25 protein-coding genes are annotated in these 23776 nt (G+C 58.6%); 10 read left to right on the top strand and 15 right to left on the bottom strand.

Annotation, left to right across the window (positions count from 1 at the left end; translation table 11 throughout):
• The first annotated feature begins 28 nt into the window (after positions 1 to 28).
• From ACNJYD_RS12975 to ACNJYD_RS12960, 4 genes are all read left to right on the top strand, one after another.
• The gene (locus ACNJYD_RS12975; RefSeq protein WP_439367475.1) at positions 29 to 880 is read left to right on the top strand and encodes a YqaJ viral recombinase family protein; all 852 of its coding nucleotides are present in this window, start codon (positions 29 to 31) and stop codon (positions 878 to 880) included.
• The gene (locus tag ACNJYD_RS12970) at positions 864 to 2006 is read left to right on the top strand and encodes an ERF family protein (protein ID WP_439366570.1); all 1143 of its coding nucleotides are present in this window, start codon (positions 864 to 866) and stop codon (positions 2004 to 2006) included. The genes ACNJYD_RS12975 and ACNJYD_RS12970 overlap by 17 nt, the downstream gene beginning before the upstream one ends.
• On the top strand, positions 2003 to 2581 hold the full coding sequence (locus ACNJYD_RS12965) for a hypothetical protein (RefSeq protein ID WP_439366569.1): 579 nt from the start codon (positions 2003 to 2005) through the stop codon (positions 2579 to 2581). The genes ACNJYD_RS12970 and ACNJYD_RS12965 overlap by 4 nt, the downstream gene beginning before the upstream one ends.
• A gap of 239 nt (positions 2582 to 2820) precedes the next feature.
• Positions 2821 to 4476, top strand: a complete 1656-nt coding sequence (locus tag ACNJYD_RS12960; RefSeq protein WP_439366568.1) for a recombinase family protein — start codon at positions 2821 to 2823, stop codon at positions 4474 to 4476.
• A gap of 141 nt (positions 4477 to 4617) precedes the next feature.
• Here ACNJYD_RS12960 and ACNJYD_RS12955 read toward each other — a convergent pair whose 3' ends face one another.
• Positions 4618 to 4803, bottom strand: coding sequence for a hypothetical protein (locus ACNJYD_RS12955; protein WP_172785349.1), 186 nt, complete (start codon positions 4801 to 4803; stop codon positions 4618 to 4620).
• Positions 4804 to 5187: 384 nt separating this feature from the next.
• On the opposite strand from ACNJYD_RS12955, the gene ACNJYD_RS12950 reads away from it, so the two are divergent.
• Positions 5188 to 5394, top strand: coding sequence for a hypothetical protein (locus ACNJYD_RS12950; RefSeq protein WP_172785350.1), 207 nt, complete (start codon positions 5188 to 5190; stop codon positions 5392 to 5394).
• Positions 5395 to 5567: 173 nt separating this feature from the next.
• On the opposite strand, the gene ACNJYD_RS12945 is transcribed toward ACNJYD_RS12950, so the two are convergent.
• The 4 genes from ACNJYD_RS12945 to ACNJYD_RS12930 all read right to left on the bottom strand — a co-directional run bounded on the left by ACNJYD_RS12945 (position 5568) and on the right by ACNJYD_RS12930 (position 7090).
• Positions 5568 to 5780, bottom strand: coding sequence for a hypothetical protein (locus ACNJYD_RS12945; protein ID WP_172785351.1), 213 nt, complete (start codon positions 5778 to 5780; stop codon positions 5568 to 5570).
• A 166-nt stretch (positions 5781 to 5946) separates the two neighbouring features.
• Positions 5947 to 6084, bottom strand: a complete 138-nt coding sequence (locus tag ACNJYD_RS12940; RefSeq protein WP_172785352.1) for a hypothetical protein — start codon at positions 6082 to 6084, stop codon at positions 5947 to 5949.
• A 185-nt stretch (positions 6085 to 6269) separates the two neighbouring features.
• The gene (locus ACNJYD_RS12935; protein ID WP_172785353.1) at positions 6270 to 6530 is read right to left on the bottom strand and encodes a hypothetical protein; all 261 of its coding nucleotides are present in this window, start codon (positions 6528 to 6530) and stop codon (positions 6270 to 6272) included.
• On the bottom strand, positions 6527 to 7090 hold the full coding sequence (locus ACNJYD_RS12930) for a D-glycero-alpha-D-manno-heptose-1,7-bisphosphate 7-phosphatase (protein ID WP_439366567.1): 564 nt from the start codon (positions 7088 to 7090) through the stop codon (positions 6527 to 6529). Before ACNJYD_RS12930 ends, ACNJYD_RS12935 begins: the two co-directional genes overlap by 4 nt.
• A gap of 1025 nt (positions 7091 to 8115) precedes the next feature.
• Here ACNJYD_RS12930 and ACNJYD_RS12925 point away from each other — a divergent pair.
• Positions 8116 to 8409 (top strand): hypothetical protein, encoded by a 294-nt coding sequence (locus ACNJYD_RS12925; protein WP_172785355.1) that lies wholly within the window; start codon positions 8116 to 8118, stop codon positions 8407 to 8409.
• A gap of 789 nt (positions 8410 to 9198) precedes the next feature.
• Here ACNJYD_RS12925 and fcl read toward each other — a convergent pair.
• Complete coding sequence (fcl, locus tag ACNJYD_RS12920; protein WP_274069397.1) at positions 9199 to 10155, bottom strand: GDP-L-fucose synthase; 957 nt, start codon at positions 10153 to 10155, stop codon at positions 9199 to 9201.
• Positions 10136 to 11206 carry a GDP-mannose 4,6-dehydratase gene (gene gmd / locus ACNJYD_RS12915; protein WP_172785356.1) on the bottom strand — a complete coding sequence of 357 codons (1071 nt, stop codon included), beginning with the start codon at positions 11204 to 11206 and terminating at the stop codon, positions 10136 to 10138. The genes fcl and gmd overlap by 20 nt, the downstream gene beginning before the upstream one ends.
• A gap of 452 nt (positions 11207 to 11658) precedes the next feature.
• On the opposite strand from gmd, the gene ACNJYD_RS12910 reads away from it, so the two are divergent.
• Positions 11659 to 11826 (top strand): hypothetical protein, encoded by a 168-nt coding sequence (locus ACNJYD_RS12910; RefSeq protein ID WP_439366566.1) that lies wholly within the window; start codon positions 11659 to 11661, stop codon positions 11824 to 11826.
• A 4-nt stretch (positions 11827 to 11830) separates the two neighbouring features.
• Positions 11831 to 13039, top strand: a complete 1209-nt coding sequence (locus tag ACNJYD_RS12905) for a glycosyltransferase family 4 protein (RefSeq protein ID WP_172785358.1) — start codon at positions 11831 to 11833, stop codon at positions 13037 to 13039.
• Here the strand turns inward: ACNJYD_RS12905 and ACNJYD_RS12900 are convergent.
• The 3 genes from ACNJYD_RS12900 to ACNJYD_RS12890 are packed head-to-tail and all read right to left on the bottom strand — an operon-like array spanning position 13036 to position 15674.
• On the bottom strand, positions 13036 to 14133 hold the full coding sequence (locus tag ACNJYD_RS12900; RefSeq protein WP_439366565.1) for a DegT/DnrJ/EryC1/StrS family aminotransferase: 1098 nt from the start codon (positions 14131 to 14133) through the stop codon (positions 13036 to 13038). The genes ACNJYD_RS12905 and ACNJYD_RS12900 overlap by 4 nt on opposite strands.
• 12 nt (positions 14134 to 14145) lie before the next feature.
• Positions 14146 to 14616 carry an acyltransferase gene (locus ACNJYD_RS12895; RefSeq protein ID WP_172785360.1) on the bottom strand — a complete coding sequence of 157 codons (471 nt, stop codon included), beginning with the start codon at positions 14614 to 14616 and terminating at the stop codon, positions 14146 to 14148.
• Positions 14613 to 15674 (bottom strand): Gfo/Idh/MocA family protein, encoded by a 1062-nt coding sequence (locus ACNJYD_RS12890; protein WP_172785361.1) that lies wholly within the window; start codon positions 15672 to 15674, stop codon positions 14613 to 14615. Before ACNJYD_RS12890 ends, ACNJYD_RS12895 begins: the two co-directional genes overlap by 4 nt.
• Before the next feature lie 233 nt (positions 15675 to 15907).
• Here ACNJYD_RS12890 and ACNJYD_RS12885 point away from each other — a divergent pair, with 233 nt between their 5' ends.
• Positions 15908 to 17260 carry a hypothetical protein gene (locus tag ACNJYD_RS12885; RefSeq protein ID WP_439366564.1) on the top strand — a complete coding sequence of 451 codons (1353 nt, stop codon included), beginning with the start codon at positions 15908 to 15910 and terminating at the stop codon, positions 17258 to 17260.
• Positions 17247 to 18548, top strand: coding sequence for a hypothetical protein (locus ACNJYD_RS12880; protein WP_172785363.1), 1302 nt, complete (start codon positions 17247 to 17249; stop codon positions 18546 to 18548). The genes ACNJYD_RS12885 and ACNJYD_RS12880 overlap by 14 nt, the downstream gene beginning before the upstream one ends.
• Positions 18549 to 18637: 89 nt before the next feature.
• Here ACNJYD_RS12880 and ACNJYD_RS12875 read toward each other — a convergent pair whose 3' ends face one another.
• From ACNJYD_RS12875 to ACNJYD_RS12855, 5 genes are read right to left on the bottom strand one after another with little or no spacing between them, the layout of a single operon-like run.
• Positions 18638 to 19759, bottom strand: coding sequence for a glycosyltransferase family 4 protein (locus ACNJYD_RS12875; RefSeq protein ID WP_172785364.1), 1122 nt, complete (start codon positions 19757 to 19759; stop codon positions 18638 to 18640).
• Positions 19756 to 21042: a DegT/DnrJ/EryC1/StrS family aminotransferase gene (locus ACNJYD_RS12870; RefSeq protein ID WP_439366563.1), complete on the bottom strand. Its 1287-nt coding sequence runs from the start codon at positions 21040 to 21042 to the stop codon at positions 19756 to 19758. Before ACNJYD_RS12870 ends, ACNJYD_RS12875 begins: the two co-directional genes overlap by 4 nt.
• Before the next feature lie 9 nt (positions 21043 to 21051).
• On the bottom strand, positions 21052 to 21903 hold the full coding sequence (locus ACNJYD_RS12865; protein ID WP_439366562.1) for a class I SAM-dependent methyltransferase: 852 nt from the start codon (positions 21901 to 21903) through the stop codon (positions 21052 to 21054).
• Positions 21900 to 22706, bottom strand: coding sequence for a DUF268 domain-containing protein (locus ACNJYD_RS12860; protein WP_172785367.1), 807 nt, complete (start codon positions 22704 to 22706; stop codon positions 21900 to 21902). The genes ACNJYD_RS12865 and ACNJYD_RS12860 overlap by 4 nt, the downstream gene beginning before the upstream one ends.
• Positions 22703 to 23749 carry a DegT/DnrJ/EryC1/StrS family aminotransferase gene (locus ACNJYD_RS12855; RefSeq protein WP_439366561.1) on the bottom strand — a complete coding sequence of 349 codons (1047 nt, stop codon included), beginning with the start codon at positions 23747 to 23749 and terminating at the stop codon, positions 22703 to 22705. Before ACNJYD_RS12855 ends, ACNJYD_RS12860 begins: the two co-directional genes overlap by 4 nt.
• Positions 23750 to 23776 lie beyond the last annotated feature (27 nt).

Genomic DNA, 23776 nt, shown 5'->3' with positions numbered 1-23776 from the left:
GCCAACCCAGGAGAGACCGGTGACCACGATTGCAACCGACGGCGCCGAGGCGCCCCGTTCCGTCATCACGTTGAACGGCCACGATCGCCGCGCCTTCATTGGTGGCTCAGACGCGCGCATCATCATGGGCCATGACCAGGACGAGCTGCTGCGCCTGTGGCGAGAAAAGCGCGGCGAGATCGCGCCGCAAGATTTGTCGCGCAACCTGGTCGTGCAGCTCGGCCTCGCCACCGAAGCGCTCAACCGCGCCTGGTACCAGGCCGCCACCGGGCACGCGATCACCGACGTCCAGAAGCGGGTGCGGCATTCCGTCCATGGCTGGATGGCGGCCACGCTGGACGGCCTCGTCGCCCCGACCGGCGCGGTGTTCGAGGCCAAGTTCATGCTGCCCTGGGGCTTTACCGAAGAGGCCGCGGCGGAGAAACACATGGCGCAGCTGCAGCACAACATGTGGGTGGTGGCGGCGCGCGCGGCCGTGCTCTCGATCATCACCGGCGGCGGCAAATGGGTCGAAATCACCGTGCATGCCGACCCGCTCTATCAGCACCTGCTGCTGACGGCGGAGAAGAAGTTTTGGCGCTGCGTGCAGAGCGGCGAGCCACCGCTGCTGTTTGGGATCGAGACCCCACGGCCGCGGCTTGCTGCCGTCAAGGTCGTCGACATGAGCGCGTCCAATGTCTGGGCCGAATGTGCGGCGATCTATCTGCGCACCCGCGACGCCCATGCCGAGCACGAACTCGCCAAGGCCGAGCTCAAGAGGCTGCTGCCGGAGGATGCCAAGGAGGCGTTTGGCCACGGCGTTCGCGCCAAGCGCTCCAAAGCCGGCGCGATCAGTTTTGATCCGGTTGAGATGGAGGCCGTCCATGCACCAGGCCAGTGAGCATATCGGCGCGATCGCGGCGGCGCTGGCCCGCGCCCAAGCCGAACTGACCAACCCGGAAAAGACCCTGACCGCTCAGCTCCGCTCGCCGTTCCTGCGCGATGACGACCGCACCTTCCGCTACGCCTCGCTGGCGAGCGGCCTCGACATCGTGCGCAAGACCTTGAGCCAGCAGGAGATCGCCACCATCCAGACCACCCGGGTCGAGGCAACCAGTGGCCACATCCACCTCACCACCCTGCTCGCCCATTCCTCCGGCGAGTGGATCTCCTCGGACTGGCCGGTCTGCGCCGCCCGCGACATCGAGGCGCCGCATCGCATGGGTGCGGCGCTGACCTACGCCCGCCGCTACGCCCTGTTCGCGCTGGTCGGGATTGCCGGCGAGGATGATCTCGACGCCCCGGATACGGTCGGTCCCCCCGCTCCGCCCACCCTCAAGGCCGCGCCCGGCAAGGGTGTTCTCAACCATGCGCCGGTGCTGCGGCCGGGCGAGTCCGCCGCACTCCGGGAGCAGCTGTTGCGCCAGCTCGAGGCGCTGCCGGCCAGCGCCGATCTGCTCGGCTGGGCCAAGGCGAGCCTGCCGCTCAAGAACAGCCTGCAGGAGCCGGATGCCCGGCGCGTCGAGGCAGCCTATCAGGCCAAGCTTGAGGACGCGGCCCGGACTCAGGCCGAGCAACCCGCCGTCCTGGATGGCGCCCCACCCCTGCCGGCGGCGTCTGCTGCGGACGCCGAGGCCGCGCTGCAGCCCGCGCATCCCGAGACTGGGCTCGCGCACCCCAAGGAGCCGCCGCGCAAGCGCAGCAAGGCGCACCTGCTGTTTGTCCGGGAGCAGCCCTGCCTGGTGTGCCGGCAAACCCCGTGCGATGCCCATCATCTGACCTTCGCCCAGCCGCGGGCGCTCGGGCGCAAGGTCAGCGATGAGTTCACGGTGCCGCTGTGCCGCGTCCATCACGAGGAGCTGCATCGGCACGGCAACGAGCGGGCGTGGTGGGCCAACCTGCAGATCGCCCCACTGCCGGTCGCGCAAGAGCTGTGGGCGGCGAGCCCGGTCCATGGTCGAGCCGAGGGCGCGGCCGGCGCCGCAGCCATCCTCGCCAACCTCGGCGCGGAGGCCGCATCCCGATGAATGGCCCGTTCCAAACCGCATGCGAGCTGACCGCCACGGCACTCCCGGCCGAGTTTGCGGCCTTGGCGCCGCCGCCCCTGCTGCTGCCCGGCGAACATCTCGACCATTACCACGCGCTGCGCCAGGCCATCTTTGCGGACCTTGCGCCCCGATCCGCCATTGAGTGGCTGCTCGCCATCGATGTGGCCGAGCTATCCTGGGAAATCCAGCGCTACCGCATGCTGCGGCACAAATTGCTCCAGACCTCTCGCCAAAAGGCGATCGCAGCGGCGCTGCGGCACATCGACATGGTCGGGATCGATCCCGACTTCGAACCCCAGGCCGAATACTACACGCAGCAAAATGCGCTGAGCTGGCGCACTGACCCGATCGCTGCGACCGAGATCGAGGCGCGGCTGGCCGCCTACGGCTTCGATCAAGCCGCCGTCACCACCGAAGTCTACGTCCAGGCGCGCGAGATCCTGGTGCTGTTCGAAGGTCTGCTCAACGCCGCCCAAACCAAGCGCACGTTGCTGCTGCGCGAGATCAGGCATCAGCGCTTCGTCAGCGCACCGATGCGCCGGCCCCGCCTCTAAAGGAGATCGAGCTAGATCGTCACCGGCAGACCGGGGTAGAAGTAAGCAGTTCGGGAAGCGCCGCGCATCGCACATTCGCATTGCGAGGCGGACCGGCTGTATCTTGACCGGCGATCGCGCCGATCAGAGCCGCGGATGCCATTCGCAAGCGCAGCAATCCGACTCACAGGGCAAGAGTTTCGAGACCGACAGCTCAAGTTGTTCTATGCGCTGGTAGCTCGGGTGCTGATGAGGTGAAAATGAGTAATGCGCTCATCGTTCACAAAGCTCATCTGCCAAAATCGCTCCTCAGCGGGCTGGCAGCGCAATATGTCCGCATGTCAACCGACCGGCAGCAGTACTCCATTCAAAATCAGGCGGCCGTCATCGCCGCCTACGCCCACGCGCATCATTTGACCCTGGTGCGAACCTACAAGGACGAAGGCGAGAGCGGGTTGCTCATCAAGAACAGGACTGGGCTCCTCCAATTGCTGGAGGATGTCGAGAGCAGCCAGGCCGACTTTGGTCATCTCCTGGTCTACGACGTAAGCCGATGGGGCCGTTTCCAGGACGTCGATGAAAGCGCGCATTACGAGTTCGTTTGTCGGCGCGCTGGCATCAAGGTCGCTTATTGCGCTGAGCAATTCGAGAACGATGGGAGCATGCTGGCGAGCATCGTCAAGAACATCAAGCGCGTGATGGCCGCCGAGTACAGCCGCGAGCTGTCAGCGAAGGTCTACGCCGGTCAGTGCCGCTTCGCGCGGCTCGGCTACAAACCTTGTGGACGTGCCGGCTACGCACTCGTGCGGGAGCTCGTCGACGAAAAGATGCAGACGAGACGAGTGATGAAACAGGGGGAACGGAAGTACCTTCTGACCGACCACATCCGCATTCGACCGGGTGCCCCCATGGAGATCGCGGTCGTAAAGTGGATTTTCGAAAGGTTCTTGGAGGTTAAGTCGGAGACAGTGATCGCTTGGGAGCTCAACCAAAAAGGGCTCGTCACGAGTACCGGCGTGCCATGGACCCGCGCCGCGGTTGGCACTGTTCTCAGAAACGAGAGCTACATCGGAAACCTCATCTTCAACCGGAAGTCCCAAAAGCTCCGACAGGCCGCGGTGAGGAATCCGCCTGACCAATGGATCAGATGCAAGGACTGCATCGAGCCCATCATTGATCGCGAGATCTTCTTCACCGCTAGAAGCATTATAGAGAACCGGCGCGTTGATCTTTCTGAGGATGAGATGCTGGTTCGGCTGCGCAAAACTCTTCTTAAAGAGGGCCGCTTGACGCCGACCATTATCGATCGAACTCCGGGACTGCCCTGCTCCGCGACCTGCCAGACTCATTTTGGCAATTTTCGAAATCTGTATCGATTGCTCGGCTATAGCCCGAAGCGAAACTACGAATTTCTCGACGCCCGCCCTGTCTGGTCCGAGCTGAGGGCAAAGCTCGTCGAACAGGTCGCTGCTGCGATCAAGGCGGCAGGCGGACGCATCAGTTCAGGCGGCTGGAGCCATTGCCTGCGCGTGAACGGGTCGGCCTGCCTTTCCGTGAGGGCTGCCCGTTGGACACCGCCGCAAAAGCCAACCCATGCACCGCACTGGAGCATCGAGCGCGAGGCATGCCTCCCTGGCGGCTGGATTGCCGCCATCCGCCTAGCCGAGCACAACAAGACAGTGCTCGACTACGTGTTGTTGCCGACCGATGGCAAAGTGAAACGCACGATCCGCTTTTCCGAGGCGGCGCGAGCGCGGCGAGGAATTGCGCGCTTCAAGACCGCCAAGGGCCTCGTCCAAGCCATCACGAGGCGATTGACAAAAGCGGATCCTACTACCCAGACGCCCCCGACGCGGCAGCGTGGGCGGGCGAAAGCGATGCCATCCAAGTCCAGAAAGATCCACCGACGACGCTGAGGTCCGACCAACCGCATTTTGGGACCTTGTGCCCACGCCCGGGGTAAGCTTTGATGCACGCGTTTAGGATGTGCTATTATGAGCGTTAGGTCGATTGTCGCGAAAATCCTAAGAGACGAACTTACGTCCGTGGGCATCCGGTCACTGACCGTCCAGGAGTCGGAGAGGATCGCTGCGCGCATTTTCGAGCGGATCACTGAGCTTGAGCTGGAGCTTGCCGCGCGTGACTTCGCCTCCATGAGCCGTGATCGCAACTAGCTTTGTCGTGCTTTCTCGAGGTGTCGTTTCGACCAGCAACCTGGCAAGGATTGAGGCGACTTGAGCCATGCCCGACCTCCGTTGGCAAATGCGAAACAGAGATCACGCCAGTGTCGAAAAGAACGGCGTTGCAGGGGCTGGCTGCGGGTGGGTATCTCAACTATAGCCTGCTCTAACGCCAACGTCCGTCTCGAGCCGCAGACTGTGCAAAAAACGGGCAGCATTCCCGTGAACGCGGGCGAGCCGCTGCGCTATGCTGAGGGGCGACTACGAAACTAGTCACAATCTCAGTTAATTCCCCGCTGGCTCTCGAGGCCGAAGGGTTTTTCTATGAAGATCAACGCGAGGCGCCAATTTAGACTCTCGATATTAACTTGGCTTTAAGACCTGTTGTATGGTGGCGCAGGGTCATATAGACAGGGCCTGTGTCAGCGTCAGTTGCGTTTGAGATCCATGATTACGTACAAACAGTATCACATCCAGCGATTTGAGCATGGCCATAAACGCTGGGTTGCCCGCATCACGCGGACGGACGGTCAAAACATCCGCACCATCCTGCCGGCCTCTGAGCATCCCTACCTTGACACGAAGCCCGCGTCCTCCGCCGAGGAAGCCGAGGAGCTTGCCAAGGAAGGCATCGACTTTGGCGGCATGGTTTAGGCGCTCCTTGAGAGCTTAAGCCTCTGCTGTTGCAGCGAGATCTCGCAAAACCCGCGAAGAAATTGAACGCCTTGGGGGTAAGTTGCAGCGTCCACTCCGCTCCATGGCGCGAGCAGAGAGAGCCCTTCGGTTCCTCCGGGCCTAGCCTTGTTTGGGAAGCGATAGCCGGCAGCTTACAGCAGCATTCCCCGCTTTCCGAGCCACGCCAGTGCCGTCGAGCAAGCGGCCGAAAGCAAGGCGGTCCAAAACCAGGAACGCCCACGGGCGGCGCTGATTGAGCGCAGATACAGGAAAGCTCCGAGGATCTTTCCGTAATTCCTTCGGAATTCTCCGTTAAGCTTAGCTACTTCCGGCAGATCGGAGCAAACCTTGCGTTGCCCGGCCATTGGCTGGACTCCATTTACGACTGGACCAGCACCCTATGAACCACTGTTTTGCCCGACGATGCAAGTTCCATTTCGGGTTTTCGGCACGCTGCAGGTCGTCGACCGCCAGACGCCTGGTATCGAGCAAGCCGCCAACCAAAAATGCTGACCCAAGTAGCTCAGTCGCTTATCTCAAACTTGAATCGGGCCAGCGAGGAAGCTCATCGGCGGACCGGGATCGAGGCAGGTTCGGCCGCACTATCGCGTACAGCAGGAAAAGGCCGATGGTGATGGCCACCGCCAGCAGAGGAAAGATGTCGTTCATGCCGCCTCCAAGTCTTCGAACTAAATGATAGCAGTGATGCATCTACCCGTCCAAACGCGACGATGTTCTCCGGCTTGAGCCCGACTGTTGAATTCCTGCTTCAATACCAGCCCAGCTTGAGGTCTCATCCATTGTTCCGCTAGATGCGTTTGAATCCTTCCCGCTGCCGCGAGAGAGGGGCCTTCTCATAAGATCTTGAAGCGATCAGAACTCCTCCGCAACTGCATCGAAGCCGGCGAAACCAGAACCATCGGAATCGTCCCAACCAGATAAACCAAGCCGATGAGCGTTGCGGCTCGGTATTGCTTTTTCAGCACTTGTTTGCGGGCCGCTACTCTTCGCTGTGTTTGCGCGATGGGGTTTCTGTTGATTGGAAGCCAGCTTCCCTCCTCGGTTTTGCTAGCTCGCAATCGACCGAACTTCTGATCGCAAATCGACAGCATCAATCCTCCGTTCCCGCGCCGCCACGATGCGACAGTGGTTGATGCGGAGGATCATGGGACCAAGCTGTTAACAGCGGAGCGATAAAAGTATGGAGGTTAGACCCATTGAAGAGATAGGCTGCGATGCCAGCTGCCTGCGCCGCAGCAAGATCAGTCTGCTTGTCCCCGACCATGAAGCTATCATCGATATCCACTGGGTAGCGCCCGAGCAGAGCTCTAATCATCCCGGGCTGCGGCTTGCGACAGTTGCAGAGGATACGGTATCGCTCAATCAGCCCATCGGGGTGGTGCGGGCAGAACTCGAACGCATCGATATGTGCACCGACGATAGCAAGTTCACGCGACATCCATTCGTGCAAATTGCGAACATGCCGCTCCTCATAATAGCCCCGCGCAATTCCTGATTGGTTCGTTACGACAAAAGCAAAATACCCGGCGTCGTTGACTGCCTTTACGGCTTGTTTGGCTCCTTCCACCCACCGGAGCTTGTCCGGATCAAAAGCATAGCGGTCGTCCTCGTTGAGGACGCCATCGCGATCAAAAAAGACTGCCGGACGCTTCAAAGCTCACTGGCCACGAGGGAAAGGATCCTCCCGATCTTCCGACAATCCCTCCTTCATTTCAACAGATCCCGCGGTTGGAAAACATCCTTGTCTGCCCCGCGCCTTCTGCATCCTATTTGCCCTCAATGCGCAAAATTGGCTTCGTTTTGTCGCTTTGTTACTGGTCAGCCTCCCTCGTCCTTGCTTTAAGCGCGTGAGAACAAGAACCATGCCCGTCGCACGAGCAACAATGTTGCTGTAGAAATCACTGGCATTCTCCTGCAATTAGACCGTTACTGAGTCGGCCGGGCGCCAACTCTGATTATCGCGCCAGTATCTCGCCTCGCGGACGCGGGTCGGACGCGGGGGGCAGTGCGGCATGTTCAGCCGCTTGTTCTTGCGTAGCAGATACCGGGGACACCGGTTCAAACGAATGGCGCAGACGCGCCGAATCATGTCGTTAGTTTACACGCGAACGACCGCCGCCATTTCATCGGCGACCCCGCATCATCGTGGGGATGACCAGGAGAGCCTCATCCGACTTGGCGTGAAAAGCGGTGCGAAGCAGAGCCTGAGGATCCTCAGACAATTTGATCGTTCAGCTCGGGGCGGTCACTGAGGTTTTGAACCGGAAGTGATATCAGCGCTCGAGCTCAGCTGCAGTGCAACATGTGGCTCATCGCAATGCGGTGCTCTCGATCGAAATCTCCCTCGGGGGCATCCGGCGACATTTTCGTGCCAACAGCCCCTCCCCCGTAGGTCGGCCTCGCGTTCCCAAAGGAGCCACCCCGTCGACGAAGCAAGGATCGCCTTGCCTTCAGTCCCAGCCAAGATTGCCTAGTTGCCAGAAGGGCCCCGCTAATGCGCGTCACCTCAAATTTTCTCAAACGGGGCCTTTAGGACGCAAAGTCAGCGACGAGTTCCCCGTCCGTTGCGCCGATCGCATCGTCAATCTCTGCATAGGCATGGAAACGAAAGAGGGTGGTGGACCCCCGCAAATTTCGCCGTTGCCGATCTTTGCGCCCGCAATCTGAGGCGCAAGATCAATGAATGGTGCTATCAGCCCACCTCAAATCGCAGCTGTCGAGCGCATCGCCGTCACAATTCGCGGCGCTGTGCCCTCCACCTTAACTATTGCCAGGCGAGACGTTGATCACTATCGCGCACTTCAGTCTGCAATCTTCCGCTACGCTGATCCGCAATCCGCCTCTGAATGCCTGCTGGCTATCAACATGGCCGAGCTCTCCTCGGAGACGCAGCGCTACCGGATACTGCGGCATAGGCTTCTGAACACCTACCGCACAAAGGCGGTCGAGATGACGCTTCACCGCGTTGATTGAACAGGCAACTCGTCGCCACTTCCAACTATTGTTCTACATTGTTCAGAATGCAGTGGATTAGCGAAAGTATGGAAAAACTGCAGCCCAGATTGACGCGCCTCTTCAAGCCCATGGCTTCGACCAACACGCCGTCAGCAGACCCGAGAGGTCCGCTCGCTAAAGCACTGCTCAATGGACCCAAGGCGCGGCGGTTGTCTCTAGTGAGAGAGCTCAACGCGTTTGGGGGCACAATGACCGTGACGCGGTGACGCTTCTTGAGAGAAAGATCGTGCCAGCAGCTCACCAAGGAAGGTAGAAAGCGATGAACAATGCGGCGCCAACTAGAACGGCTAACCAGAGGAGGCTCTTGAGGGATAACAATATGCTACCGGCCCTGGCGCGTAATTCCTCAGAGAACCGTCGGGAGCGCGCTTGAAGATCTGATTCCATGCCCCCCACCCCGTTCATCGCACCACTTGGACGCCTAGCGGCTGCAAGGAACGCGCTGGTCTCAACAGCCATTCTATATTGTTCCGCGATTTCCAGAAAAGCATTTCTTTCAAGCTCCGTCGAGGCGGCCTGCGCTTGCTCCAAGCAAATCATCCGCATTCGCCGGAACTCTTTAAGTTGCCTCTTCACGTGCAATGTGCGCCTAGGCCTTTGCAGATAGACTACATTCGCGTTGGTACGACCTTTAGATTTCTTAGATAAGCTAGTGAATTCAGCTCAATGGAGATCGGTGGGGTCGCGATCTTTGTTCAAACCGTCTATTCGTGGCTAAGTTCCATATGCCCAGAACTCTTGTCGAAGTCATAAGCCGGCGGAAGCCCCCAACGACTTATAGTCCTCATAAGCTAGCCCTAAGCCTTGTTCTAGCGAGACCGCGGCATGCCAGCCGAGTTCAGCCAGCCGGGTGACGTCGAGCAGCTTGCGCGGCGTACCGTCGGGACGCGAGGTGTCGAAACTGATCCCGCCGCTGTATCCGACGGTTTCGGCCACGAGGCGCGCGAAGTCGGCGATCGTGATGTCCTCTCCGGTGCCGATGTTGACCAGTTCGGCGCCGGAATACGTCTTCATCAGGTGCACGCAGGCATCGGCCATGTCGTCGACATAGAGGAACTCGCGCCGGGGCGTGCCGGTGCCCCACACCACGACGTTCGTCGCGCCCGAGAGCTTCGCGTCGTGGAAGCGCCGGATCAACGCGGCGACCACGTGACTCATTTCAGGGTGATAATTGTCGCCGGGACCGTAGAGATTGGTCGGCATCACGCTGATGAAATCACAACCGTATTGGCTGCGATAGGCCTCCACCATCTTGATGCCGGCGATCTTGGCGATCGCATAGGGTTCGTTGGTCGGCTCCAGCGGCCCCGAGAGCACGTAGTCTTCCCGGAGCGGCTGAGGCGCCAGCTTCGGATAGATGCAGGACGAGCCGAGAAACATCAGCTTCTCCGCACCATTGTGATGCGCGGCGTGAATCACGTTTGCGGCGATCGTAATGTTGTCGTAGATGAACTCGGCCCTCAGCGTATCGTTTGCGACGATGCCGCCGACCTTGGCGGCGGCGAGGAAGATCACCTGCGGCCGCATCTGCGCGAACCAGCCGAACACGGCCGTCTGGTTGCGGAGGTCGACCTCGTGCCGGTCCACCGTGACGAGCCTCACGTCCTCCCGTTGGAGCCGACGCACGAGCGCGCTACCGACCATGCCGCGATGGCCGGCGACGTAAACATTTTTGCCCTTCAGCTCAAATGGCGCGCTTGCCATGGGCTGTGTCCCGTTTCGCCTCGGCAAGGTCGCTCGCCACCATCTCCTCGACGAGCTGAGCGAAGCTCCGCTTCGGCTTCCAGCCGAGCACCTGATGCGCCTTACTGGCGTCGCCGATGAGAAGATCGACCTCGGTCGGTCGGAAGTAGGTCGGATCGATCCTGACGACGGTCTTGCCGCTCGCTGCATCGACGCCTGTCTCCTCGATTCCCTCGCCCCGCCATTCGATACGGCGGCCGACCTGCGCGAACGCAAGTTCGACCATCTCCCGCACCGAGCGCGTCTCGCCGGTGGAGAGCACGAAATCGTCAGGCTTGTCGGCTTGAAGGATCATGTGCATGCCCTCGACATAGTCGCGCGCGTGCCCCCAGTCGCGCTTGGCCGAGAGATTGCCGAGATAGAGCGTATCCTCGAGACCGACCTCGATGCGGGCGACGCCGCGGGTGATCTTGCGAGTCACGAACGTCTCGCCGCGGATCGGGCTCTCGTGGTTGAACAGGATGCCGTTGGACGCGAACATGCCGTAGGCTTCGCGGTAGTTCACCGTGATCCAGTAACCATAGAGCTTGGCCACGCCATAAGGCGAGCGCGGGTAGAACGGCGTTGTCTCCTTCTGTGGAATCTCCTGCACAAGGCCATAAAGCTCGGAGGTCGAGGCTTGGTAGAACCGCGTCTCCTTCTCCATGCCGAGGATGCGAATCGCCTCCAGAAGCCGCAGCACGCCAATCGCATCCGCGTTCGCGGTATATTCAGGACTCTCGAAGCTGACCGCAACATGGCTCTGCGCGGCGAGATTGTAGATCTCGGTCGGCCTGATGTTCTGCACCAGACGGATCAGATTGGTCGAGTCCGTCATATCACCATAGTGCATCAGGAACGGCACGCTGCCGACATGAGGGTCCTGATAGAGGTGATCGACCCGCGCGGTATTGAATGAGGACGAGCGCCGTTTGATGCCGTGCACGATGTAGCCGAGCGACAGCAGGTATTCGGCCAGATAGGCGCCGTCCTGGCCGGTCACGCCGGTGATCAGAGCAACACGTTGAGTCATGGCCGACTTTGTTCCCGCAGTATTTGAAAGAAATGGATGCACACAGAACGCCGGGCGAAGCGCATGCCCTTGCCTCTTCTTGGCCATATCGCCTCGGGCGGGTCAACCCGGGACACGGGTGGAAACCGGGGTTAACGGCGGCGCGGAGACGGATTGGACCTGGAACATAATCGTGATACTGAGCACACAGAGCGATTGGGCCGGGCGGCGGTTTCGCAGCCATCTTAAGAGACACAAACTCGAGCAGAATGCCCCCAGACAGAAAGAGCGCAGCAATCGACCAGGCGCTGCGCCCGGAGGAGACTGACATCCATCGGCTACACGATTGGATGCCACGTGAACCGGCGGCCCGGGGTGTGCATATCAATGCTTTCGAGTATTGGCCGTTTCATTTCGACGGCCCTATTAAATGTTACCGGTGCGTCAGCGAACGCCGCAAGCCGCAGCGCGGCATGATCATCGACCTTCTGAGCAGGTTGCCCGTCGAGACGAGTTGGAGCTTCCTGGTCTGTGACAGGCCGTCGGACGTCGAAGCCGCGGACGCCGCGGGGCTCCCGGGCGACACCTTTCTGGGCGGAAACCTCCGGGGCTTCGTCTTGCCGCTTTTGGCGATCGGATAACAACGTGGCGAAAGGTCCCAGCTTCATTCTCGCGACGGAATTCTATCCGCCGGACCCAAGCACGACGGCGATCTATCTCGGCGCGATCGCCGATGCGATCGCGCTCGACATGCGGACGGTCGTCCTCTCTGGGACGCCGGGCTCCACCAAGCCGAAATCCGGCAAGGACACGCCCGAGGTCATCGAGATCGCAAACTGGAGGCCGCCTAAGCAGGCGCTCGTGAGGCGCTTCATCGCAAGCTGCGTGCTGGCGATACGCTTGTTCTGGGCCGTCTACAGACGCGCAACGGCAGGTGACGTCGTTATGTCGGTCACGAGCCCCTTCACCCTGCCCTACGCGATCACACTTGCCGCAAGGTTGCGCGGGGCCAAGACCGCGCTCCTTATCTACGATCTCTATCCGGAGGCTCTGCTGGCCGCCGGCATGGCCCGTCAAACGTCCTTCATCACGCGCGCCTTGCGCATTGCTAACGGCTGGCTGTTCAGCTCCCTGAACGCGATCTTCGTGATCGGCCGCGACGTGCCGCCGCTGCTGCTGCGCTATCCGCGAGTGCGCGCAGACAACATCCATTTCGTGCCCAACTGGACATTGCTACCGATCGGCTTCCGCCATCCCGATCATGGCAGCGATTTCAGGAAACCCTATTCCGCGCCATTCATCGTCGGTCTTTGCGGTAATCTCGGCTTTACGCATGCGCCTCGCACCGTATTCGACGCCGCACGGCATCTGCAACATAAGAAGCACGTCCACTTTGTCCTCTCCGGTTGGGGCGTCGGCTGGAACGAGCTGAAGGCCCTTCAGGCCTCGGACAATCTGGCTAACGTGACCCTGCTCGATCCCGTACCCGAGGAGCAGCTTGCCGAATTTCTGGCGGCGGCCGACGCCTGGATCATTCCCTACCGGCGCAACGTCGCCGGCGTCTCAATCCCAAGCCGCCTCTACAACCTTCTCGCGGTCGGGCGAGCCGTCATCGTCGGAACGGAGCCGAATTCGGAGGCCGGACTTGCTGTGACGGAGGAGGACATTGGGTGGGTCGTGCCCCCCGAGGACCCCATCAAGTTGGCGCAGGCAATCTCCGAGGCAGCATCTGACCGCGCGGCGACGCTTGAGCGAGGCCGCAAGGCGGCTGTCGCCGCGCTGAACTACAGTGAGCAAGCCTCGACGTTGCGCTACCGGGAAATCATGAAGCGCCTGCTGGAGGATAGAGTCTAGAAGTTCTTGATCAGCCTGATGACTTCGTCCTGCTGCTCGCGCGTGATTTCCGCAAACATCGGCAGCGAGAGGATCTTGTTCTGATTGTCAAAAGCCCTCGGAAACTGTTCGGGCTTGTGTCCAAGTCGCGCATAAGCGGGAAGCAACGGCAAGGCCGTCGGATAGTTGATCCCCGTCTGCACCCCGTTCTCGTTCAGATGCGCCGCGAGCGCATCGCGCTTGCGATGCTTGATCGTGTAGAGATGGTAGACATGTGTTCGACCAGGCGCGACGCGGGGCACCTCCACGCCGTCGAGCTGATTGAGACCGGCATCGTAGATTGCCGCAGCATCCTGACGCGCCTTGGTCCAGGCTTGCAGATGCTTCAGCTTGGCGGACAGGATCGCCGCCTGCATTCCGTCGAGCCGGCTGTTGATGCCTTCGATCAGGTGCCTGTGCTTCACCAGACCGCCGTGGCGAGCCAACATGGTCATGTGCTCGGCGAGCGCGGCATCACCGGTCACAACAGCGCCGGCGTCGCCGAACGCGCCCAGATTCTTGCCCGGATAGAATGAATAGGTTGCGGCCGCCCCGAACGTCCCGACCGGCTGATCCTTGTACCGCGCCAGATGGGCCTGGGCGCAGTCCTCGATGACCCAGAGGCCGTGCTTGCCCGCGATGGCCATGATCGCGTCCATGTCGGCCGGCTGGCCGAACAGGTGCACCGGGATAATGCCGACGGTCCGCGGCGTGATCGCCGCTTCGATCGCCGCGGGGTCGATCGTGAAGGTCTCACTGTCGGTGTCGCAGAACACGACCTGCGCGCCTGCATGCGTGATCATCGCGGACGTCGATATCCAGGAATGCGCGGTCGTAATGACCTCGTCGCCCGGCTTGACCTTCAGTGCCGCCATCGCAAGGTAGAGCGCGTCGGTGCCGTTTGCACAGGATACGCAATGTTTGACGCTCGCGGCAGCAGCAAACTCGCGCTCAAAGGCGTCGACATAAGGCCCGCGAATGAACGCGCTGTCGCGGATGACCGCGGCGATGGCACCATCGATCTCGTCCTTGATCGACTGATACTGGAGTCCGAGGTCCGCGTAAGGCACTGGCATGATTGCTATTCCCTAGCTCTTGCTCTTGAGGCGGCGGGCGGGATTTCCGGCATAGCTGCCGGACTCGGCGATGTCTTTCGTGACCACTGACCCGGCTCCAATCACGACGTCGTCGGCGATGGAGACCGGCATGATCGTGGCGTTCGAACCGATCGAAACCCGATTGCCGATCTTCGTCGAGCGCCACAATTCCCGACGCCCGCGCGCAGGCCCACCGGTTGCAAATGTGTCGTTGATGAACATCACCCCGTGCCCGACGAAGCAATCTTCTCCGATCGACACAAGCTCGCAGATGAACACGTGCGATTGCACGCGGGTGCGCGCCCCGACGACAACGCCAGCCTGTATCTCGGTGAAAGGCCCGATGAAACAGTCGTCCGCGATCTCGCAGCCATAGAGATTGCAGGGCTCGACCATTTTGACGCGGTCACCGAATTTGACGTCGCGCACGCCAACCTGGTGAACTTGCGGCTTGCCGCTCACGAGAGCACTCCGAGTTTGCTCCGCCGCGGCTCGAAGCGAAGCGCAACTTCCTGCCCGGTCTCGATCGATTCGTAGAGAGCGGAAATCAGCTCCAGGCTCTTGCGGCCTTGCAGGCCGTCGACCAACGCAGCGCGCTGATTCAGGAGGCAATCGACCACGTGCTGGTAGTACGCCTGGTGGCCGAAGCCGTAGACGTTGGGCGGGTTGACCGAGAATTTCTCGACGACGACCTGATCGCTTGGCAGCGCGTCGACGAAATTCCAGTGCCTGATCTGATTGACCGCAAAGCCCGCGATCTCGACCGTGCCCTTTTCGCCGAGGATCGACAGCGAGCCTTCGAGATCCTTTGGCCGGACCGCCGTGGTCGCTTCGATGATGCCGAGGGCACCGTTGCGGAATTTCAGCGTCGCCACCGCGGTATCTTCGGTCTCCACCTTCACGAGAGCCGTGGTTGCCCGCGCATGGACACTCACCACGTCGCCGAAGAACCACTCCAGCATGTCGATGTGGTGACTGGCCTGATTCGTCAGCACGCCGCCGTCATAGGCCCAGGTGCCACGCCATGCATCCTGATCGTAGTAGGCCTGGTCGCGGCACCAGCGCACGCGTACGGTACCGAGGATCAGCCGGCCAAATCTACCGGCCTCCAGCGCCTCGCGCGCCTTCACCACTGGAACGTTGAAGCGGTTCTGTTTCACGACAAAAAGCTTTACGCCGGCTTCGTCGCAGGCGCGGATCATGTCGTCGGCATCCTGGAGCCGCAGCGCCATCGGTTTCTCGACCACGACATGCTTGCCCGCGCGCGCGCAGGCAATGGCGTGTTCGGGGTGCATGCCGCTGGGCGTCAGGACCGCGACGGCGTCCATGTCGGAGCGTGCGAGAAACTCATTCAGGTCGTCATAGGAGGGAACTGCAAACTTTGTGGCGACAGTATCGGCGCGGGCCTTGACCTTGTCGCAGACCGCGACGAGGCGCGCCCCCTCAATTTGACCATTACCCAACAGCTCCGAGTGACGCTTTGAGATGCGTCCGCAACCGAGCAGGCCAAATCTGATCATTCAAATCATCCTCACGATCGGCACTGCCACACGAAACACTCAATCCCGACAGCGCTGTGCAGCCAAAGCCTATATTCGAAAATTCCGTTATCAATCAAGCCAATAATGCGCTTCGACAAGCGGAGCAGGAACTCCAGGCCAGCAACCGGCCACAGACTGGCATGGCCTCTGTGGCCACACCCCGCCTTACATGATACTGAGCGCGCGACACTCCGCGGGACCGAACCTCACAAATGAAAACAGCCGTTGTTTCAGTGCCGTCGCTGTCGGGCCTCCGATCCCCGCTGGTCATCCTCATGGTGTGTCATGTCCTGGCTTCCTGGGTATCGCTGATTTTCGTGGGTGAGTACTATCGGCGTCTTTTGCCGCTGGCTGAGAATAGTCTTCCCCACGTCCTGGCCGCAGCCGCCACCGCCGCTCCGTTTGCCTTGCTATCAGTCGTATTCGTAAGGCAGCGCTTCAGCTTCGGGTATGCACTCGGCTTCTATCTCTTCACGCTCATCCTGAACTATCTTTGGCTTGTCGAATTCTCGACGTTTCATTACGATCATCGCATATCGGCAATTTCGGCCTTTGTTTCCGGCGCCGCGTTTCTCATCCCGGCATTGTTCCTGAACGTTCCGGCCTTTCCTTCCCGACTGAAATTGACGACTGAGCGATTCCACAAGCTCCTATGGGTCATTTTGGCCATATCGATAGTTGTCCTGGCGATTGGAGCCGCCTTTAACAGGCAATTCGTCAGTCCGCTCCACATTTATGAATTTCGCGAGCAGATCGTGCTTCCAAGACCTCTCCTGTACGCCATAGGCATCGTCTGTGGAGCTCTGTTGCCGTTTGCGTATGCCAGCTTCTATCAGCTCAAAAGGTACGGCTATGCCGCGCTCAGCCTGCTGCTCCTTGGCCTGTTTTATCCGATCACGCTGACGAAGCTTGCGCTGCTTGCGCCAGGGTGGCTGCTGTTTCTCACGCTGCTGTCGATCTATTTCGAGTCTCGAAAGGCGATCATTCTCTCGTTGCTGTTGCCAGTGTCGGTCGGACTTCTGCTGGTGCTTGCTTACAATCTTGGTCTGCTGGCGGAGTATCCGTTCCTTGTCTATTTTGGCACGGTCAATTTTCGAATGATCGGAATGCCCGCGAGTGCCCTCGACTTCTACAACGATTTTTTCTCGACTCACGAGCCCACGCGCTTTTGCCAGATCGGCCTGATCAAGCTGATCGCATCGTGCCCGTATACGGAACAGCTTTCCGTCTACATGCAGGACAGCTATCACCTGGGATTTTTCAATGCGTCGCTGTTTGCGACCGAAGGCATCGCATCAGTCGGCCCACTGTTCGCGCCTGTCACGGCCCTCTTATGCGGGCTTGTGATCAGCCTAGCTAACCGCGCTTCCGCCGAACTCCCTGAACGCTTCGTGCTGGTGTCGGGCGGATTGCAGCTTCATATTTTCCTGAATGTGCCGTTCACAGTCGCGCTGGTAACCAATGGCGCCGCCATCCTGTTTCTCCTGTGGTGCGTTACTCCGCGCGCCGCACTGCAAGATGCCGAAGCCATGCCCTCCGAGAGCCGGAACGATGCAATTCTCTGATATTTTCAAGAACCCAGGATCAAGATTGATACTTGCATTTCTTGCAGCTCACACGCTCGTCTGCGGCATCTCGCTCGCTATGGTCCTGCAGCTATACGGGTATCTACGTCTTTTCACCTGGAGCGCCTCGCACATTGGCGAAGCAGTGCTCCTCGCGCTTCCCGTTGCCGCACTGGCATGCATGATGGCCTTCGCACGATTCAGTTTTGGCTATTTACTTTCATTCTATCTTTTCACCATTACACTGGGTTACGTTTTCCTCATACCTTTTTCGGAATTGCCATACGATCATACGCTCCCGGCTATTTCAGCGATAGCCTCTGCTGCGGCCTTTCTGGTTCCCACCCTTTTTCTCAAACTTCCGATCAATCCAATACAGACGATCTCGGTGAAAGGCCTTCGACGGCTGATCGTAGCGATTGCCGCTACAAGCCTCGCGATCGTCGCAATAGGCGCTTTCTTCAACTTCAAACTGGTGGGACTCGCAGACATCTATGAATTCCGCGATGAATTGAGATTTCCAATCGCGCTTCAATATGCGATAGGAATGGCGTTAGGTGCGTTGCTGCCGTTCGCCTTTGCCTGCTGCATCGAGATGCGAGCTCGCCTTGCTGCTATGGCAATACTGCTTCTCCTCGTCGCCTTCTACCCAGTCACCCTCACGAAGACGGCTCTGTTTGCGCCGGCCTGGCTGTGCTTCCTCTGGTTAATCGCTACCCGTCTTGAGCCGCGGTTTGCAGTCATCGTATCGCTGCTCGGGCCGGTCGCGCTGGGTATTGGCATGACGATGCTGTCCGAGCACGGACTGGTGCCTCGGTCGCTCTACCTGAACTACTTCGGCACGATCAACTTCCGGATGATTGCGTTTCCATCGATCGCAATCGACGTCTATAATGACTTCTTTTCCCGACATGAGCTTACGCAGTTCTGCCAGATGTCCTGGATGAAGCGTATGGTGGGTTGTCCCTACAATGAACAACTTTCGCTCGTGATCGCGAGGAATTATCCGGTCGGCAACATGAACGCATCCCTGCTCGCCACTGAAGGAATCGCCTCCGTCGGCAGCGCTCTGGCGCCGGCAAGCGTGTTCTTAGGCGGACTTATTCTGTCGATCGGAAATCGAGTCTCCGAGGGCCTTCCTCCCCGATTTGTAATCTTGTCCAGCGGGATCGTAACGCAGACCTTCCTCAATGTGCCGCTCTCCGTTCTAATGATAACGAACGGCGCCGTCGTTTTATTCTTACTTTGGTATGTCATGCCACGACCTCCATTCAAGGCAATTGATTGAGGTGTTGACACTTAGTTGTGTTCTGAGAGGAATGGACGGAACACAACCAGCCCGCGCGAAAATGGCGCGCAAGGTGATTCACCAGCCGATTAGCGCTCGTCGTACACTCGTTGAAGTACTGCCTCCAATTGCTTGCCATACCGATCGGGTGACATCGCACGAATCCGATTCTGACCTCGAACTCTCAGTGAGTCCGCAAGATGAGTGTTTGTTGCGATTGCTGAGATGCTGTTTGCTATTGCATTAATTGATAGCGGATCGAACAAGAGACCGGCATCTCCCACTTGGTCAGGCAAAGAGAGGATGTTCGCAGCAGCTACCGGCGTCCCCAACTGAAAGGCTTCAAAGATTGGGATACTAACGCTCTCATACAGCGAAGGCATGATAAGAGCGGTCGCAAGTTGATAAACCGCCTGTAAATCGTTTTGGCCAATATAGCCGAGATGTAAGATTGCCTGCTTTAGTCCCGTCGCCTCGATTTGGCGTAAAACCGAAACGTACTCTTCTCCCTTGTTGCCCGTCAGTACAAGTTTCAACTCTGGGGCGACTGAAGTCACCAGCTTGAAAGCATCAATTAGGCGAGCATGATTCTTGTGGCGCCAAAATTGGGCTGGGTAGAAGACAAAGCGATCAGGCAAATGGAGCCGGACGCGTGCCTCCTCCAACTCAGAGCGCGCCATTGCGGCCCTCAGCCGCGCAAGTGGTGGGGCTACTACCACTTCAATACGGTCACGAGGGACGTCGAAAAATCGGACAATATCGTCCCTCACGTGACTCGCTTCGCAGATTATTCGGGTTGCGCGGCTGGAGAGGGCGGCGTGGACATAGTGACGCCAAACTCGCTGCCCCCACGAGAAGTACCCTGGAAAATGGTATTCTTGCACGTCGTGCAAGGTGTAGACGAACGGTTTCCTAGTCTGTAACAGAGCCAAGGAATAGATCGGCGAAAGAATAACGTCCTCATCGGGAAAAGGATCAGCAAGTCTGACGCCGAGCATGAATGCAGATAGACGCGCCAGCTGGTCCAGGCGCTTCTCTGTGAATCGCCTTACGGGATAACCCAAACGAGCGTAGTCACCATTGGAAGGGTCACCGTAGATTGTTATCTCGAACTCGCGGAGGTATCGAAGCGCCTCGAGCGTGGAAAGTGTATATTGGTACGTCCCCCCCAATTCGGGCTTTGAAAGAGCGACTACGCCAAGCTTGATCAATGCTTCCTCTTGTTGCGTAGGGTTCGAAGTACGGACGCCAAATGCTTCTTGTTACCTACTGATAGAAAGTTGGATTTCGCCAAGCCGATGCCTGATTTGGCATAAACGCGTTCTGCTGCCGGAAACGGGCCAGAATTATTCTTCTCAATACGGTCAACATCACCTCGCAATATCCAGTCCCGCCACCCGCCGAACCTAAAGAAGGAAAGAGTGTTGATTGGCTCGAAATTCGCATGCCAATTTGGAACTCCGTTCTTGGTTAACTCGTCCATGAGTGTCTTCTTTTCGGCTCCAAATGCCGCCTCGTCGAGGCGGAGCACAACCTGGGTGAACGCACAGTGAGAAATTTCTTTTTCCGCTCCGAGGACTAGCGTTAGCCCAGGAAGATTCGCCAGCACATGCTTGAATTCCTCAACCGTTTCCCGGAGGTCCGCCAAGTGCTTTGGAAACCCTCGCAACTGTTCGCGGGCGACGCCAGCAAGAATTTCGGACATGCGGCCGTTCCAAGCCAATTGAGTGGTATCGCGAACACCGAATTCGATTGTGCGGTCGCCCCAGTGACGCAACGACCGTAGCTCCCTCGCGAGCGCTTCGTCGTTTGTCACGATCATCCCCCCCTCTCCTGTCTGAATCGGCTTAATGCAACCGAACGAAAAGACTCCAACATCTCCTTGCGAGCCAGCGGGAGCTCCATCCGCGACCGCGCCCAGCCCGAGACAGGCATCTTCTAAGAGTACAAGCCCTCGCTCGCGCGCCAGCGAGCGCAGCATTGCAATGTTCTCTGGATTTCCCCACATATGGGTAGCAATCAAAGCTTTCGTTTGCGGACCTATGCGGCTTCGGAGATCACCGCAATCGAGCATAAATGTCTCCTCAGAAATGTCCGCAAAGACCGGCGTTACACCAGCATTCATGACCGCCATCGCTGTGGCCGAGCATGTGTCGATCTGGTGGATCGCCTCGTCGCCCGGCTTGAGTCCGAGCGCGCGGAGCGACATTTGTATCGCTACCCCTCCGCTCCCGACAGCTACTGCGTGCCGAGTGCCGACGGCTTCACTAAAGTCGGCCTCGAGGCGTTCGTGAGCGAGCCCCCGTCCGTAGGCCATGTTCCATTGTGAGCTACGCAGGATTTCAGTAACGGCGGCCACCTCGTTGGCGAGGGGGCGAGGGTAGACACCGAAGGTTACGCCCATGAAACGTTTCGCGATGCGGACGAGGAAATGATAGATCGAAGGAAATCGTCCGCGAACTTTCACGAGAAGAGGAAGAAGATACCCAAGCATGACTATTCGCTATTTGGCGATCGCGACAAACGAGTACAGCCGTCCGGGGCGATTAGATCGCTTCAACTGCCAGATGCCCAGCTTCACAACGATAGATTTCGGCAGCATACAACTGAGAATCTTGCCCGGTGTTGAACCGCAGATTTTGGCCGCCAGAATTTCCGGTGTATTGGGATGCAAATTGATTGGTGAGTCGTAGGGACCCATCTCCAGCGCAACTTCAAATCCGGCTCTAACCAAGGACGCCCGGTAGTCGGCTAACGTGAATGCATTTTCGCCGCCGTACAGTTGGTGGTCAACTTGGGCGTTCAGAAAATCCCGCAAGCTGGATCCATAATCATCCACGACGTGCTCTCGACACGCCAACAGTAAGCCACCAGGACGCAGCACGCGGGCGCATTGGGCCACCATGGCATTCAGATCCTGAGCGTGATGAAGTCCCTGTCTCACATAGACGACGTCGAAGCTCTCAGCTTCAAAAGGCAATTCTTCGCCGAAAGCATCAACAATGCGGGCATTAAGTCCTGCCTTCGACAAACAAGTCTCAATGGCGCCCCGGCCGACCGACGCCGACGAATCCGGCTCGACCGCAACGACATTAAACCCCGCGCGGGTTAGGGCATATGTAGCAATCCCGTTGCCGGCTGGCATATCCAAAATATCACGTGCGCCCGATCTATACTTCTCGATCAGGCTCAAAGTCTCCGCGAACTCCGCGCTCTCGGCAAAGCGTCGACAGTTTTCCCGCAGGTCCGACGTCAAATAGGCGTCGTAGATAAGCTGATCGTACTTGGGTTCACTTCTAAGGATCTCGATAGCTTCTTCCCAAGTATAGGAGGGGGTTCTAACCTTTCCAATCATGAGTTCCTCCCCTGCTCACGGGAAGCCTCTCGAACGAAGGCACAAAAGACGACCCGATAGTCACCTTGACGCATGGCAGGCAGCTCATCCAAACCCACAAATCGACGAGCCGGATCTCTTCCGCTTTGCGATATGCTCGGCGAAGACCAGCCATCAACTACGACGCTCTCAAGCCGCCAACCTTTGAACAGCCGCTGAATCAAATGAATATCGAAACACCAGTGATTATTGAACGCAAGTTGGCTCGGACCACTAGGCACGCTGATGAGGAGTTCCCCGTCGTCTGACATCACGCGATCCAGTTCCGAAATGAGATTAGGGATCCCATTTGCGTCTATGCGATCGCCGTATCGTCCCAGCCCAACCAAGTTCAAAGTGACAGCCGAGGTAAAACAATCAAAAGATCCTGCCGAAAACGGCAGTGGCAGCGTAACGTCATGGATAAGATAATGCACCGCACTGAACTGGTCACCACAGTCCGCTAGAACGAGAGCTGAAACGTCGTGAAATGCCGATAAAATTGCATTTTGCTTCTTGGGGCTTCCAATATCGAGTACTCGGCGCCGTTTGTTGGTCCGAGCAAGTCGGGCTGCGACCCAATAACCGAAGGCGTCGTAATGGGAAAATAGTTCCGTTGGATCGCCCCACGCGTCTCCGACGACCCTAACAGGTACCCCCTTTAGCGGACTATCCGCAGACATGGACGCTAGGTATGCACTAAGTCGCCGGTACATGAACGGAATACGCAACTTCCTCACGAATCTGGCGGCACGTAGCGTCTGTACAGCCTCGTCGAGCATCATTTCACCTGCTTGAGCAAGTCGGCCACCGCCCGACCAACCCGCTCGACGTCCTTCTGAGTAAGCTCACAAAAACTAGGAAGATTCAGCCCGGTCCTCGACTTTCGCAGCGAGATCGGGAGTGGCTGTTGCCTGTACATCGGCAGTGATGAGATAGTGTAGAAATATGGACGCGAATCGATTCCCATATTTTTGAGTTCGCTCATAAATGCATTACGGCTCTGCTCGTTGAACGAGTCGACCTCCAAGCAGACCATCCAGAACGCACTCTTCGCCCAATTTCGCACTTTATTTAGTCGCACCGCTTCACCCGTCGGAATGACTGAGTGATACCAAGCCATGATCTTGGCACGCTGCTCAAGGAACTCGTCAATTCGCTCCATCTGCGCAACGCCAAGTGCAGCTTGAAGATTAGTCATGCGATAGTTGTATCCGAGTTCCTCGTGAAAGTATCTACGTTCCGAACTCATCGCGTGATCGCGAAGGCGTTTTGCCCGCTTATAGAAGGCGCGATCGTTAGTCGTCAGCATGCCGCCCTCGCCGGTAGTGACGATCTTGTTGCCATAGAAGCTGAAGACGCCACATCGGCTAAGACTTCCTACTCGTCGGCCCTTGTACTCGGCACCATGTGCTTCAGCGGCATCCTCAATCAACGAGATTCCGTTTGCGTCGGCAATTGCAGCGAGCGAATCCATGTCCGCAGGATGCCCATAGAGGTGGACCGCAATGACCGCCTTCGTGCGTTTCGTGATCAATGAATTGACGGAGGATGGATCGATGCACAACGTAACTGGATCGATGTCAGCGAGCACCGGCTTTGCGCCCGTGTAGGCAACTGCGTTGGCAGTCGCAACGAACGTCAGGTCGGGAATGATCACCTCGTCTCCCGGACCGAGGTCCAGCGTCGCAAGGGCAAGGTGAAGTCCTGTCGTCCCATTGCTGACCGCGATTGCAAATTCTGTTCCACAATAGCGAGCGAAGACCGCCTCGAACTCATCGATGTACCGGCCCATTGAAGAGACCCATCCGGAGCGAACAGCATCCATGATGAGCTCCTCTTCGCGCTGCCCGAT

Source organism: Bradyrhizobium sp. SPXBL-02, from assembly GCF_051853065.1.
Lineage (GTDB): Bacteria > Pseudomonadota > Alphaproteobacteria > Rhizobiales > Xanthobacteraceae > Bradyrhizobium.
The sequence above is the reverse complement of the archived record's forward strand: the minus strand, read 5'-3'. Positions and strand labels throughout refer to the sequence as shown.